The following is a 14668-nucleotide window of genomic DNA, read 5'->3' on the forward strand; positions in this document are numbered from 1 at the left end:
GAAACCCCTACCTGCGCATACAGGTAGGGGTTTTGTTTATCCGCGAAAAAACTATCCTGGTCAGCGGGCTTCCCGAATCGTCTATTTTTGGAACCTGCACCGGTAACGCGGCTAAAACAAAAAGGCCAACGCTCAGCGTTGGCCTTTTTTATTGGGTGATGAATAGCTGATTTTCAAATGCTCCACGTGGAACATCACTGTTTTAGCTTGGGGTCGCAGCCGCAACACTTTCCAATCGATAGCCGTATCCATAGATCATCAGCAGTTGCCAGCCTCTGTCGGCAGTCAATCCCAGTTTGTTACGCAACCGATAGATATGAGTGTCCAGTGGCCTTGAAGACACCATTTCCTCATGGGACCAAAACCGTTCATACAGGTATTCGCGAGAGAGTGGTCGAGCCAGGTTGGCAAACAAGCAACTGGCCAATCGATACTCTCGCTCGGTTAAATTGATCGGCTTTCCTGCTCGCGTAACCGTCAATTCGGCGTCATCAAAGGTCAGGTCGTTGAAGCTTTGCAGCTCATTGCTGGCTGACTTTTGCAGCCCATGACGACGTAAGACGGCACTGACCCGAGCTTTAAGTTCGTTAGGCCGAAAGGGTTTACTGACGTAATCATCCGCCCCGCTGTTCAACGCCGTGACGATATCGCTCTCGGCATCCCGGCTGGTGAGCATGATTACGGCAGGCGGTGAATCCATGTGTTCGCGCGTCCAGCGCAGCAGTGCGATACCCGTGATATCGGGCAATTGCCAGTCGAGTATCAACAGGTCAAACGTTTCCCGGCGCAGTTGACGCAACAGGTCTTCACCGCGCTCAAAGCAATGCAGTGACCAGGGTTGCTCTGCGGTGCTTGGGATCTGTCGCAGTGTCTGTTCAACCCGACGCAATTCAGCGGGTTCATCGTCCAGTATTGCGACACGCATGGGTGGGTCCTTTTCCAAAAAAATACGGCAGCCGACGGCCTGTTCAATCACCTACATACTGCGCAGGGTCGGTGGGTGAATCTGAATAATTGTGGCCAGACTCAACGCCTCATTGGATCTGTCGGTACGCTGATATCAAAGGGCCGTTAATCCGTTTAAAGTCTTCCGTACCTAAGTGGGAAAGATACCGGCTCCCATCCCAGAGGAAAAGGATCAGCCGACACATGCGCTTTCGCAAACATGTGCGTCTTGATGCCAGTTGCCTTCTCGAACTACCAACGTGATGAGCGCCATGACCTTTTCTGCTAACCGATTATGCCGTGCCCTGCCCTCATTACTGATCTTGGTCATAGGCGCTACGCAGGCTTCTACGGTGCACCGCGCTGCCTACATCGACGATCAATCATTATGTCGTGCGCAACCGTTGCCGGCGGTTGTGCAGCATCTGACCGGGGAAGCCTGGAAGCTCGATGCCAAGGGTAAAGCGCAGCCGCTGCAGGAAGGCATGACCATTGATGAGCAAGAAGGCGTTAAGACATCGACATCGGCGTTTGTCAGCCTTCTGTTCGGGGACGGCTCCAGAGTGGTGCTGCCCTCCAGCTCGCAAGTGCGAGTGCACTTGGTAGATAAACAGTCGATTCCCCAAGTCATTCTGGAGCAAGGCCAAGTCGAGACGTATGTGATCAAGCGGGCCAGTGACTATGATCGCTTCCAGATACGGACACCGGTGGGCGTCCTGGGCGTGCGAGGTACACACTTTCGCGTTCGCAGCGACGGCGAGCAATCGGTTCTGGAAGTGCTCAATGGACAGGTGGCGGTCAATCGCAAAATCAAAACCACGCCTGTCGAAGGTGAGGTCAAGGTGGACGCGCGACAAGGTTTGCTGATCAAAGCACAAGGTGAACTCAAGCCAGTGAACCTTCTCCCTGCGCCTGAGTTGATTGGTCAGGATGGCCAGAAAGGCGAGGCACCAATCTGGAGTTTGTACCTGCGGCCATTACCCGGCGCACAGCGTTATCGCGCGCAAGTTGCTACCGACACGGCCTTCTTGAACATCAAGCAGGAAAACTTTTCCAGTGAGCCGAAAATGCGCTTCACTGGGCTCAAAGCATCGTTTTATCACGTGCGCCTGTCGGCCTATGACGCGGACGGCCTGGAGGGGGAAACCGGGGTCTATGACATCTTCTACTACCCACCTGCAACCCAGGTCCAGGCCTCCGGCGGTTGACCAATGATGTTTTTGCACAAGGCCGAGAAACGCCAACCCACCCACGCCCAACGTTTATTCCATGGGTTGGTTCGCGAGTGGTTGTGGATAGGGCTGCTGTTGTTACCTATCACTGCTTACCTATCGTTGAGCCCGGGCTTGGCGTTGAACAACCCGTTGTACGACAGCCTTCGACGTTTGGCGCCACTGCCAGTCGATCCACGTATCTTGCTGGTGACCATCGACGACCAAAGTTTGAAAGAGCTGGGACGCTGGCCCTGGCCGCGCAATTTGCACGCGGACCTGATTGATCGCCTGAGTGCTGCGCAACCGTCAGCCATCCTGTTCGATGTGATTTTCAATGAGCCCGGTGTACCCGCCAACGACCAACGCCTCGCAGCAGCCGTGTGTCGTGCCGGCAATGTTGTGTTGCCGCTGCTGCGTGAAGAAGTCACCAGCTACAGCCAACCGGACGCGAAAATGTTGCCGTTGCTCGATTGCGCGAAAGGCCTTGGGCATATCAATGTCGAAGCGGACAGCGACGGCATAGTCCGCAGCTTGTTTTTGCGCGAAGGCCCGCCCGATAACATGGCGCCGCAACTGGCATGGATGGCCTACACGGCGAGCGGACAAGTCTCTGAAATGCCTGGAAAGCCCCTGCAGCCGATCAGCCAGTATTGGCACCGGGAGAATGCCATTCGTATTCCTTTCGTCGCTGCCAGTGCCCACTTTCCCAGTGTGTCCTACGCCAGCGTATTACGCGGTGAAGTGCCTCCAGAGCGCCTGCGCGGTCGCCTTATCCTGGTGGGCTCCACCGCATCCGGTATGGGTGATCGCTTCGTTACGCCGCTCTCCTCTACGGTCGGCACGACGGCCGGCGTTGAGATCCAGGCCAACGTCCTGAATGGTCTCTTGCTAGGGCGCAGCCTCGTTGACCTTCCTGGCGGGTTGTCGGCACTCATGGCGACAGCGTTGGTTGCCCTGCTGCTGGGCCTGTTGTTATACCGCCCCCGCTATGCGCTGTGGATGACCCTGGGGTGCATGACGACGGCGTTGCTTGGCGCGTGGGTGCTGTTGCGCCTGGACTACTGGTGGTCGCCTGCTGCGTGTTTGATTGGGTTGCTGCTCAGCTACCTGATCTGGAATTGGCGCCGCCTCAGCGTGATCCTTGCCTACTTCGGCTGGGAGCTCGCGCGGTTGGATAACGAACCCAAGGTGCTCCCTGAACGTCGCCGTGCGCCCGCCAGTAAGGGTGATGTATTGCAAGCGCGGATCTTTGCCCTGGAACAAGCGGTAAGCCGTACACGCGACACCCGACGGTTTATGGCGGACGGTTTGGAATGCTTGCCGGTGGCAACCCTGATCACAGACCCAAAAGGCAACATTCTCCTGGCTAACCGAATTGCGCGTGAGGTGTTCGGTAATGACCTGGTGAGCGAAAACCTGCTCGAGCAACTGGCCGACCTCGGCTATCCACCGCTGCACAATGGCGTGCGCCCTGCCCTGTCAGTGTTGGAACTCGTAGAGTTCCGTGACATCCACCAACGCAGCCTGCGCATGGAACTCGCGCCGTTGCTGCCGGCAGAAGGCGACGTCGCCCTCGGCTGGCTGCTGAGCCTGACGGACCTGAGCAAGGAGCGTGAAGCCCAATTGCACCGCGAGACGATGCTGCGCTTCCTTTCCCACGACCTGCGTGCGCCACACTCGGCGATCCTGGCGATGCTGGATGTGCACAACGGTGAGTCCCCGATCTTTTCCCAGATCGAACAACAGGTGAAGCGCGCCTTGAGCCTCACCGAGTCTTTCGTGCAGTTGGCCAAAGCCGAAGCTGACGGCTACCACTTCCATCCCTCACTGTTTGCCATGCTGGTAATGGATGCTTTTGATCAGGTGGCGGTGATTGCGCAGCTCAAGGGCATTCACTTGGTGCACGACCTGGACGAGGCAGATGAGAGCATGATCTCAGCCGATCAATCACTGCTGACTCGGGCGCTGTTCAACATGCTGGAGAACGCTATTAAATACTCCCCATCCGGCACCACCGTGACGTTGAGCCATGGCTGTACGCAAGGGTGGTTGGAATGCAGCATCAGCGATCAGGGGCCTGGCATTGCGCCAGAAGACTTGCCCGAACTCTTTAGCCAGTATCGACGCTTCGACTCGGCCCAAGGCGTTGAGGGGCTGGGGTTGGGATTGACCATGGTCAAGGCCGTGGTGGAGCGTCATGGCGGCCGCATCACGTGTGAAAGCGAGCTGGGTAAAGGCTCAACCTTCAGCCTGCAACTGCCGCTGCTTGACGAGTGAAAAACGGACTGTTTGCCTGTGCATAAAAAACCGGTCACAAGGACCGGTTTTTTAATGCGCAAAAAAACTTATGCACGTTTTTCGAGATTTTATGACCTTGAGAAATATGTAAGTAAATCAGCTTGTTATGAATCAAAAACACGCATTCGCCAACAAACCGTACACAGGTTATCCACAGATCCTCAAACCTCAGGTGTTTCAACCACGGCAGCCTGTGCAGGCAACGAACCCATAGCCCGCTGCTGCGCTTCATTCCATGCGGCGGCACGGTCGTTCAGCGCGGCAATGGCACGTGGGCCTTCACCTTCGGCGTACATCGGCTCGCCGATCACCACGGTGATGGTGCCTGCACGTTTGGCCCAACCGGTCTTCGGCCAGAACTTGCCGGCATTATGTGCAATCGGCAACACCGGCAGGTTGGCATTGACCGCCAACGCGGTGCCGCCTCGCGAAAACTTGCCCACAGTGCCATACGGCACCCGGGTACCTTCCGGGAAAATCAGCACCCAAACGCCATCCTTGAGCAGCTCGTCACCCTTCTTGGCTACGTGCTTGAGTGCAGCCTTCGGGTTGTCACGGTCGATCGCGATCGGACGCAACATGGCCATCGCCCAGCCGAAGAACGGCACGTACAGCAGCTCACGCTTGAGCACCTGGCTCAGGGGCGAGAAGTAGGCCGAAAGGAAAAAGGTTTCCCAGGTGCTCTGGTGGTTCGACAGAATCACGCAGGGCTGGTCCGGGACGTTTTCAGCGCCTTTAATCTCGTAGCGAATACCCAAAAACACCTTGGACAACCACAACGCGCAGCGGCACCAATAAACGTTGATAAAACGATAGCGCGCCTTGAACGGCAGGAATGGCGCGATAAAAAAGCTCAGGGTGCACCAAAGAAACGAACTGGTGCCCAACAGCAGGTAAAAGAAGAAGGTTCTGATGGCCTGCAAAATCGACATGGCGGCATTTACCGTTGCGGGACACGGCCCGCCTGTTAAAAGCGCACGCCCGAACAGTCCTTGGCCAGGAAGTCGAGGGCGGCTAGTTGTTGATAAGTTCTGCGGCAACGGCCGCCAGATCGTCAAAAATCAAGGTGCCTACCGGCAGGTTTTTCGCCTGGGTCTTTTCGCCTTTCCCGGTTTTAACCAAAACTGGCTGAGAGTCGACGGCTTTGGCAGCCTCCAGGTCACCGAGGCTGTCCCCGACGAACCATAGCCCAGCCAGGGGCACGTTGTAATGTTCTGCAATGGTTTTCAACATGCCTGGTTTGGGTTTGCGGCATTCGCAGCCCTCATCCGGCCCGTGGGGGCAGTACACCACCAGCCCCACCTCACCGCCCTGCGCCGCCACTAAGCTGCGCAAGCGCGCGTGCATGGCGTCCAGGGTGGCAATGTCGTAGTAACCGCGGGCGATGCCGGACTGGTTGGTGGCGATGGCCACCGTCCAGCCGGCTTTGCTCAACTGCGCGATGGCCTCGATCGAGCCCGGCAGTGGAATCCATTCCGCCACCGACTTGATGTAAGCGTCGGAGTCGTAATTGATCACTCCGTCCCGATCGAGAATCAGCAGTTTCAACATGATCAGCCCAGTACGGAAATGTCAGCGATGTTGATGAACAAGCCACGCAGACGCGCCAGCATGGCGTAGCGGTTTTTCCGTACGCCCGCATCCTCGGCATTGATCATCACCGCTTCGAAGAACGCATCCACCGGCTCACGCAAGGTGGCCAGGCGCGCCAGTGCTTCGGCGTAGTTGCGTTCGGCGAGCAGCGGCTTCACTGCGTTTTCTGCCTTGGCGATGGCCGAGTTCAGCGAGAACTCCTTGGCGTCGGCAAACAGGCCTGGGTCGACTTCGGCATTCCCGAGGTTGTCGGCCTTGCTCAGCAGGTTCGACACACGCTTGTTCACCGCGGCCAGGGCCCCGGCTTCCGGCAGTTTGCGGAATGCCTGGACGGCTTGTACGCGTTGGTCGAAGTCCAGCGCCGAACCTGGCTGCAGGGCACGTACCGACAGGTAGACGGAAACGTCCACGCCTTCGTCTTCGTAACGCGCTCGCAAGCGGTCGAACACGAATTCCAGCACTTGTTCGGCCAGGCCGGCTTGCTTGACCTTGCCACCGAACTGGCCGACAGCGAACACCACGGCCTGGGTCAGGTCGAGGTCAAGCTTCTTGTCGATCAGGATACGCAGCACGCCCAGCGCCGCACGGCGCAGGGCATACGGGTCTTTGCTGCCGGTAGGCAGCATGCCGATACCAAAGATACCCACGAGGGTGTCCAGCTTGTCGGCGATGGCCACCGCCGCACCGGTCAGGGTGGTCGGCAGTTCAGCACCGGCACCGCGTGGCATGTACTGCTCGTTCAGGGCCAGCGCCACATCGTCCGGCTCGCCGTCATTGAGGGCGTAGTAGTAACCGGCCACACCTTGCATTTCCGGGAACTCGCCGACCATCTCGGTGGCCAGGTCGCACTTGGACAGCAACCCTGCACGTGCGGCCCAGGCAGCGTCACCGCCGATACGCGGCGCAATGTACGCGGCCAGTTTGGAAACACGCACCGCCTTGTCGTAGACGCTGCCGAGTTTTTCCTGGAACACCACGTTTTGCAGGCGCTGGTTGAAGTCTTCGAGCTTCTGCTTCTTGTCTTGCTTGAAGAAGAACTCGGCATCCGTCAGGCGCGGACGAACGACTTTCTCGTTACCGGCGATGATCTGCTGGGGGTCTTTGCTTTCGATGTTGGCCACGGTGATAAAGCGCGGCAGCAACTTACCGTCCACATCCAGCAGGCAGAAGTACTTCTGGTTGTCCTGCATGGTGGTGATCAGGGCTTCTTGCGGCACATCGAGGAAACGCTCTTCAAACGAGCACACCAGCGGCACCGGCCATTCAACCAGCGCGGTCACTTCGTCGAGCAGGCTTGGCGGCACGATGGCGGTGCCTTCCTGCAGGCGCGCCAGTTCTTCGGTGCGCTTGCTGATCAGCTCACGACGCTCATTGGCATCGGCCAGTACATAAGCGGCGCGCAGATCGGCGGCATAGTTGGCGGGCGAGGTGATGCGCACGGCGTGTGGATGGTGGAAGCGATGACCACGGGAATCACGACCGGCCTTTTGGGCGAGGATGGTGCAGTCGATGACGTGGTCACCGAGCAGCATCACCAGCCATTGGGTCGGGCGTACGAATTCTTCCTTGCGTGCACCCCAGCGCATGCGCTTGGGGATCGGCAGGTCGTTCAGCGAGTCTTCAACGATCGTTGGCAACAGGCTGGCAGTCGGCTTGCCGGTGATGACCTGGCTGAAACGCAGTTTCGGGCCGCTTTGGTCGATCTCGCTCAGCTCGACGCCGCACTTCTTGGCGAAGCCAAGGGCCGCTTGGGTCGGGTTACCTTCAGCGTCAAAAGCGGCCTGACGCGGCGGGCCGTCGAGGTTGATGCTGCGGTCCGGCTGCTGGGTTCCCAGCGCGGTCAGCAACACGGCCAGGCGGCGTGGCGCGGCATAGACTTTTTTTGCGGCGAATTTCAGGCCGGCGCTCTGCAGGCCTTTTTCGATACCGGCCAGGAACGCGTCGGCCAGGGTATTGAGTGCCTTGGGAGGCAGCTCTTCGGTGCCCAGTTCAACCAGAAAATCTTGAGCACTCATTGTGCAGCCTCCAGCTTAGCCAACACTTCATCACGCAGGTCCGGGGTAGCCATCGGGAAGCCCAGCTTGGCGCGAGCCATCAGGTAGGCTTGGGCGACGGAACGCGCCAGGGTGCGTACACGCAGGATGTATTGCTGGCGCGCGGTTACCGAAATGGCACGACGGGCGTCCAGCAGGTTGAAGGTATGGGACGCCTTCAACACCATTTCATAGCTCGGCAGCGGCAGCGGCTGGTCAAGTTCGATCAGGCGCTTGGCTTCGCTTTCATAGAAGTCGAACAGTTCGAACAGCTTCTCGACGTTGGCGTGTTCGAAGTTGTAAGTGGACTGCTCCACTTCGTTCTGGTGGAACACGTCGCCGTAGGTCACTTTGCCGAACGGGCCGTCAGCCCACACCAGGTCGTAGACCGAGTCCACGCCTTGCAGGTACATGGCCAGGCGCTCAAGACCGTAAGTGATCTCGCCGGTCACCGGGTAGCACTCGATGCCGCCGGCTTGCTGGAAGTAAGTGAACTGCGTCACTTCCATGCCGTTGAGCCAGACTTCCCAGCCCAGGCCCCAGGCGCCGAGGGTTGGCGATTCCCAGTTGTCTTCGACGAAACGGATGTCGTGCACCAGTGGGTCCAGGCCGACATGTTTCAGCGAGCCCAGGTACAGCTCCTGGAAGTTGTCCGGGTTCGGCTTCAATACCACCTGGAACTGGTAGTAGTGCTGCAGACGGTTCGGGTTTTCGCCGTAGCGGCCGTCAGTCGGGCGACGACTGGGCTGCACATAAGCGGCGTTCCAGGTTTCCGGGCCGATGGCCCGCAGGAATGTAGCGGTGTGGAAAGTGCCGGCGCCTACTTCCATATCGTAGGGCTGAAGTACCACACAACCTTGCTCGGCCCAGTACTGCTGGAGGGCGAGGATCAAGTCTTGGAAGGTACGCACGGCTGGCGTAGGCTGGCTCACGAAATTCACCTGTTACTTGGGCTGCGATTTAAAGAGCGGGAGTATACCCGATTCGGCCGCGCCACCATCCCCTGGAGCCTTATGCCACGCTGCTTTTGGTGTTCTGAAGATCCGCTGTACATGGCTTATCACGATCAGGAGTGGGGAACGCCGCTGCGCGATGCGCAGGGTCTGTTCGAGTTGCTTTTGCTCGAAGGGTTCCAGGCGGGCCTTTCCTGGATCACCGTTTTACGCAAACGCGAGCATTATCGGAAGGTCTTGTTCGGCTTTGATGCCCAGCGTTTGGCACGCCTGACCGATGTTGAAATCGACGCACTGATGCTCGACCCTGGCATTGTGCGTAACCGCCTGAAGCTCAACGCCACCCGCCGCAACGCCGCAGCCTGGCTGGCCCTTGAAGACCCGGTGGGCGTGCTCTGGTCGTTTGTCGGCGGCGCGCCCAAGGTCAATCACTTCAAGGATCGCAGCCAAGTCCCGGCCATTACGCCAGAGGCTGAAGCCATGAGCAAAGCCTTGAAAAAAGCCGGTTTCACGTTCGTCGGGCCGACCATTTGCTACGCGTTCATACAAGCATAAGCTATTCGTATAGCGCTAGAATGCGCCTACGAAGCCTTGTGAGACTGACTATGACACGAAAAACACCGGCCTATGCCTATGTGCGGATGAGTACCGTGGAGCAGGCGCGAGGCGACAGCGAGCGTCGCCAACTCGCCCAGATTGAGCGTTTTTTGACTGAAAATAATGCCGAACTAATCGAACCTGTTTTTTTAGATAGACTTTCGTCGTTCAATGGTAAAAACGTTAAAAAAGGCGCAATTAAAGACTTTCTTGAAAGAGTTAAACGAAACGAAATTGAAAAAGGATCAATTCTGATTATCGAGAGTTTTGACCGAATTTCACGCCAAGGCGGTTATATAGCTCATTCTGTAATTCTTGATATTATCAAATACGGCATTGACATAGCGACACTTTCGCCCGTTAAAAAATATTCAATTAATTCAGAAAATCAATTTATTGAAGGTATTGAAATCCAAACGCTCTTGTATAGGGCATATGATGAAAGTAAAACAAAATCTAATCGCATCACTGAACAACATAAACAGCGCAGAGAAAATGCAAAGAAAGGAAAAATCGCTTACGGCTCATTACCATTTTGGATTGAAAAAACAGATGAAGGGTTGAAGATAAAAGAAGAAGAAGCAAATGACGTTAAACTATGTCTATCACTGCTTAAAACGTATGGTATGTACGCAGTTACGGCAAAAATGAACTTGCTACAAACATCATCAAAAAAAATCACCAAAGAAACAGTATCGCATTTATTAAATCGCCCGGCGGTATGCGGCGATTTACAAACAAACAAAATCGAGTATGACGAAAGCGGAAATCAAAAAAGGGTAAAGCATGAAATTATTCATGACTATTACCCCGCTCTGATTAGTCGTTCGGAGTTTGAAGAGCTACGAACAGAGATTCAAAGTCGAAAAAAATCAGCGGTAAATAAAAGCGCAGGGCGAGTGTCAGGTTTTAAAAATATATTTAGAAACGTAATGCGTTGCTTTGCGTGCGATGCGCCTATGCGCTTGTCGCATATGAAATGGATTGGTGGAGAAAAAAAATATCTCGTTTGCACGGCAAGTGAATCAAATCAATGTAGAGACGCTGGACGAAAGTGGTACAACTACAACGATGTAGAAAATGCCTTTTTCTCAAACTTTAATTTGAACATTTTGAAAGCGAATCTACTCAAAGAAAAATCCAGTAATTCAAATCTTAAAGCTTTGGAAAATGCACAGTCTGAATATTTAAAAATAGAAGAACAGAAAGAAAATATCATCAAAGCTATTGAGTTAGGAACTGTCAATAAAGCGCTTGTGAATCGTCTTAATGAATTAGAACAACAGACAGAAAAGCTCAACGAAAAAATTGACGAGCTGAAAGCATTGCTTGCACTCGACACAGCACAAAAACACCTCAATGATTTTAATTATTCAGAGCTTGATGAAGCATTAAAGGATGAAAATAAAAGAGCCATAATAAATAAAATATTGAAGAGCGAGACAGTCAGTATTTCAATCTCTGACTTTAATAAATCATTTGATTTTACAATCCATATTGTATCAAGCAATGAACTTGATTTAGAGATTAGCTACAACTCAAAAGATGAGTATATAGACGTTGAGTTCAATAAAATTTCCAAGGATAAAAGGGCTCGCTTTTTTAATCACATAAGAAGAAGTTACTAGCCCTTTTTCTCGCTTGATTAAAATCAAGCAAGCAAAAGGACTTCACTATAAAAAAATAGTTGCTTAAAAGTTGAAGTATGACATTCAAATGCTAATATATTAGTACAAGTGTAAAATGCGAAGTAATTAAGTAACTCGCTACACTATCCCCACACTTTTTTCGCTGCGCTCAAAAGTGAGGGAATAGTTAGCTCGCAATTGGTCATTGAGACAGAGGCAAAAGCAAAAAGCGAAAGTCAAAATCAAGGGCACTAAAAAATCTAAAACAGTAACGCTATCGCTCATACTATTTTCGATTGTTTAGAAGTGAAACGAGTTATAAAAATTTAGCAGTCTGCTAATTATTTTTCTAACACTTTCACTAAAATAACAACCGAGAAAAACAATGAAGGACATAACAATATTTTACAGACAAATGAATTACAAGAATATCGGAAAGGGTATCACTACACTTCAAAAATCACTGCAACATTCGTTGAGAGTTACGCCCAACAATCCAACAAAAAATTTAGAATGGGACGATTCTAAATCCGCACATAATCAAATTTATTTGCCCGAACAAAATAAAGTCTTTAACTTAGATTCTCTATCACAAGAGGAACGAGTTAACATAATTTCCAACATCATAGACGAGGTAAAAGTTAACAAAAAATCCAACTCAATTGACACAGAAAATAAAAATGATTTGGGCAAGTATAAAGCAAAACTTAACAAAATACTTAAAGCATCAACTGACAATCCAGAGCTATATAACTATCTTAACAATATCATAAACTCAAAAACTGAATTAGACAGTGAAATAGAAAAAAATCATTTTGGCCAATTTGAATTAACAAGAAAGAACCAAAAGGTTGAGTGCCTCGGGAAATTTATAGAGCTTCACAACAAAGTGCTAAACCCAAAAAACACAAAGGACATAGGACTAAATGAAGCAGTTATTCAAGAAGCTGTTTTTAAAATTCCATCAAGAAACGATGTTAAAATCTCTTTAACTGACACAGTAGAAATTCAAGCATCGTTTTACAAGAAAAACTTTCCCGACTATCAAGTCAAAGCCATTGCTATTCACGCCGATGAATCAGACGAACATTCTCACATATTCGTTTCTACCAAGAACAAAAGAACTAACAAGCACGACTTACTAAAAGCACAATATAAATTCGTTGAAAAAAACATTGACGAAGAACGATTGAAAGTTTTGAAAAACGAACCAAGTGGCTATAAACGTAAAAAATTACAAGCTGAATATTTTCAAGTTCTTTTCTATGCTCACGCTAATGAAACACTTAATAATGAGAAATACAAATTAAATGCGAAAGTTCTAGAAAAGACCGAAGAAAATAAAGCTCGTATGAGGGTGATTGAAGAAGACGCAAAACGACCAAAAATTGAAAGGCAATTTAATTTCAATAACCTTCGAATAAAAAAACAAATGAATAATATTAGAAATTTAGATAAAAAAGAGAATCAGCTAAAAAACAGCATTGTCGAACTGGACAAAAAAGAAACAGCCAAGAAAAAAACTCTTGATAAGATGGACCAGGAAAAAATAACAAAACAAAATACTCTCGATGAGTTGGACAAGAAGAAAGACAGTTTAACTATCGCTATTGAAATTTTATTCGACAAGTACGACAGTCTAAAAAACATAGCTTCTTTACTGTGTGATTTTGTAAGAGAGAAAATGAGTAGAATCAATACCGACAAGCGGGAGATACAAATATCGGCAGGTATTAATAAATTTCTCGACGAACATCGAGTGAGACCTGCTGTTTTAAGGTTTAAAGTCTAATCTATGCACTTGGAACACGCCCGAAAAGCCGCATAGGCTCGGGCGGAGTATCTGGACACGATTAATCCAATTGACCCACAGGGTCAATCTTATGTATGAATCAGTAAGAGAGAATAGCTAAATCGCTTTTAATAGCTTTTAAGGCTTTTGGCCCCCAACCGGGGGGTTTGGGGGGGATAATACAAACATACAAAGTAAATAACGGCAGTACCTGCCGCAAACGAACACAACTATGGTTCTTCAAGAGAATAATTATGCTTCGGTCATATATTACAGAAGCAAATAAAAAACACCGCAGTACCTGCGGCATAGTCTTCATTTCTATTTTTTCTTTACGTCCAAATTCAACATTTGCTTTATATTTTCATCAGAAACATTACTACGTTTTAGATTCTCAATTCTTTCTTTATCTAATGAGCTTGATAAGCCCTTGGCGCAAAAATTGGAATTAAAAAAGATATGCCCGTTGTTATCAACTAAAACCTTTTTTGTAATGAGTTCTTTCCACGCTCTATTAACAGCACTTTTATCAAGCTTTAAATCTTTTGCGATTGTTGATTGTTTAAGACTTACCAAATTCCCGTAATCCATCATTTTCAATATGTATATAACGACTTTAAACTCTGTCGGTTTTAAGTCTAATTGCAATAGATTCTCTGCAAATCCGATGAAAAACTGCCCTAATATGACTTTTGGCTTATCTCTTTTTACATTTACATCAATGTTAATATTAGATTTTTTATCACCCAGCAAATCATCAACAGCTTCTAGCGTTTTGTCATTTAGCTCTTTCTTTAAACACTCTTTTTGTAAAGCGCCGATACTTCCATCATCATTTTCTATTTCTAAACCACACATTGAATCATTCATTAACGCACCTATATTATGTCTATATAAATAGCGTATCATTTGAATTGATAAAAAGTAGACGTAAGTGAGAAATAATTGTTTATTTTGAGAAAGCTCTCTCAAAACTTATCTATTCAGAAAAATAGTCATTTTTCATAGTTGATAAAATCGTCAACTCTGGTTGATAAAATCGTCAACTTGCAGTTGATTAAAAAATCAACTTCGGTTGATTAAATTATCAACTTTTATTTCTTGTAAGTATTGATTTTATTGGTGTTGAGAGGTTCTTAAGATGTAAGACTTTAATAAGACCTTTAAGAGGGAGGTAATTTACTATGCACATTAGAGATAAAAGTGCTTTAACTAAACAGTAGCATTTTATTTTTTAAATTCTTATTAAATTGAAAAGTTCTTAAATGTTTTAGCTGTTTTCGTTTGCGGCAGGTACTGCCGTAATTTACTTTTATGTTTTGTGAAATCCCCCCCATACCCCCCGGTTGGGGGCAGAAAATCAAAAGCTATTAAAAGCGATTTGGCTATTCTCTCTTACTGATTCACCCATACCATTGACCCTGTGGGTCAATTGAATTAATCGTGTCCAGATACTCCGCCCGCGCCTATGCGGCGTATCGGGCGCACGGAGTGGTGCCTACCATGCGAATTGACTATGCTTGTATGCAGGCCTCGGGCATGGTCATGGACCACACTCAAGACTGCGACCGTTACGCGGACTTGGCCAACGCCGGTTAGAATGGCGGCTTTGCGC

At 50.3% G+C, this 14668-nt stretch carries 11 protein-coding genes and 1 pseudogene; 6 read left to right on the plus strand and 6 right to left on the minus strand.

Translation table 11 applies throughout. The features are described from left to right. Positions 1 to 202 precede the first annotated feature (202 nt). Positions 203 to 925 (minus strand): response regulator transcription factor, encoded by a 723-nt coding sequence (locus A7D21_RS11770; protein WP_069551767.1) that lies wholly within the window; start codon positions 923 to 925, stop codon positions 203 to 205. 292 nt (positions 926 to 1217) lie between these two features. Between A7D21_RS11770 and A7D21_RS11775 the strand changes: the two genes are divergently transcribed. Both A7D21_RS11775 and A7D21_RS11780 read left to right on the plus strand, forming a co-directional pair. Beyond that, complete coding sequence (locus A7D21_RS11775) at positions 1218 to 2153, plus strand: FecR domain-containing protein (protein ID WP_083272185.1); 936 nt, start codon at positions 1218 to 1220, stop codon at positions 2151 to 2153. Positions 2154 to 2156: 3 nt separating this feature from the next. Further along, entirely contained in the window at positions 2157 to 4436 is a 2280-nt protein-coding gene (locus tag A7D21_RS11780) for a CHASE2 domain-containing protein (RefSeq protein ID WP_069551768.1), read from the plus strand. 182 nt (positions 4437 to 4618) lie between these two features. On the opposite strand, the gene A7D21_RS11785 is transcribed toward A7D21_RS11780, so the two are convergent. The 4 genes from A7D21_RS11785 to glyQ all read right to left on the minus strand — a co-directional run bounded on the left by A7D21_RS11785 (position 4619) and on the right by glyQ (position 9015). Then, positions 4619 to 5389, minus strand: coding sequence for a 1-acyl-sn-glycerol-3-phosphate acyltransferase (locus A7D21_RS11785; RefSeq protein WP_053253609.1), 771 nt, complete (start codon positions 5387 to 5389; stop codon positions 4619 to 4621). 82 nt (positions 5390 to 5471) lie between these two features. After that, complete coding sequence (gmhB, locus tag A7D21_RS11790; protein WP_169876355.1) at positions 5472 to 6011, minus strand: D-glycero-beta-D-manno-heptose 1,7-bisphosphate 7-phosphatase; 540 nt, start codon at positions 6009 to 6011, stop codon at positions 5472 to 5474. After that, positions 6011 to 8065, minus strand: coding sequence for a glycine--tRNA ligase subunit beta (gene glyS, locus A7D21_RS11795; protein ID WP_069551769.1), 2055 nt, complete (start codon positions 8063 to 8065; stop codon positions 6011 to 6013). The genes gmhB and glyS overlap by 1 nt, the downstream gene beginning before the upstream one ends. Next, entirely contained in the window at positions 8062 to 9015 is a 954-nt protein-coding gene (glyQ, locus tag A7D21_RS11800) for a glycine--tRNA ligase subunit alpha (protein ID WP_053253611.1), read from the minus strand. Before glyQ ends, glyS begins: the two co-directional genes overlap by 4 nt. Positions 9016 to 9096: 81 nt before the next feature. On the opposite strand from glyQ, the gene A7D21_RS11805 reads away from it, so the two are divergent. The 3 genes from A7D21_RS11805 to A7D21_RS11815 all read left to right on the plus strand — a co-directional run bounded on the left by A7D21_RS11805 (position 9097) and on the right by A7D21_RS11815 (position 13053). Further along, positions 9097 to 9591 (plus strand): DNA-3-methyladenine glycosylase I, encoded by a 495-nt coding sequence (locus A7D21_RS11805; RefSeq protein ID WP_171902610.1) that lies wholly within the window; start codon positions 9097 to 9099, stop codon positions 9589 to 9591. Between the two features lie 50 nt (positions 9592 to 9641). Then, the gene (locus tag A7D21_RS11810; protein WP_171902611.1) at positions 9642 to 11261 is read left to right on the plus strand and encodes a recombinase family protein; all 1620 of its coding nucleotides are present in this window, start codon (positions 9642 to 9644) and stop codon (positions 11259 to 11261) included. 385 nt (positions 11262 to 11646) lie between these two features. Further along, entirely contained in the window at positions 11647 to 13053 is a 1407-nt protein-coding gene (locus A7D21_RS11815) for a hypothetical protein (protein ID WP_069551771.1), read from the plus strand. Positions 13054 to 13374: 321 nt separating this feature from the next. On the opposite strand, the gene A7D21_RS11820 is transcribed toward A7D21_RS11815, so the two are convergent. After that, positions 13375 to 13923: a helix-turn-helix domain-containing protein gene (locus tag A7D21_RS11820; protein WP_169905663.1), complete on the minus strand. Its 549-nt coding sequence runs from the start codon at positions 13921 to 13923 to the stop codon at positions 13375 to 13377. Positions 13924 to 14562: 639 nt separating this feature from the next. Between A7D21_RS11820 and A7D21_RS36050 the strand changes: the two are divergent. Further along, positions 14563 to 14652: pseudogene (locus A7D21_RS36050) on the plus strand (DNA-3-methyladenine glycosylase I); the annotation flags it as partial. Positions 14653 to 14668: the final 16 nt, after the last annotated feature.

Origin of the sequence: Pseudomonas sp. AP19, from assembly GCF_001728855.1 — a bacterium.
Lineage (GTDB): Bacteria > Pseudomonadota > Gammaproteobacteria > Pseudomonadales > Pseudomonadaceae > Aquipseudomonas > Aquipseudomonas fluorescens.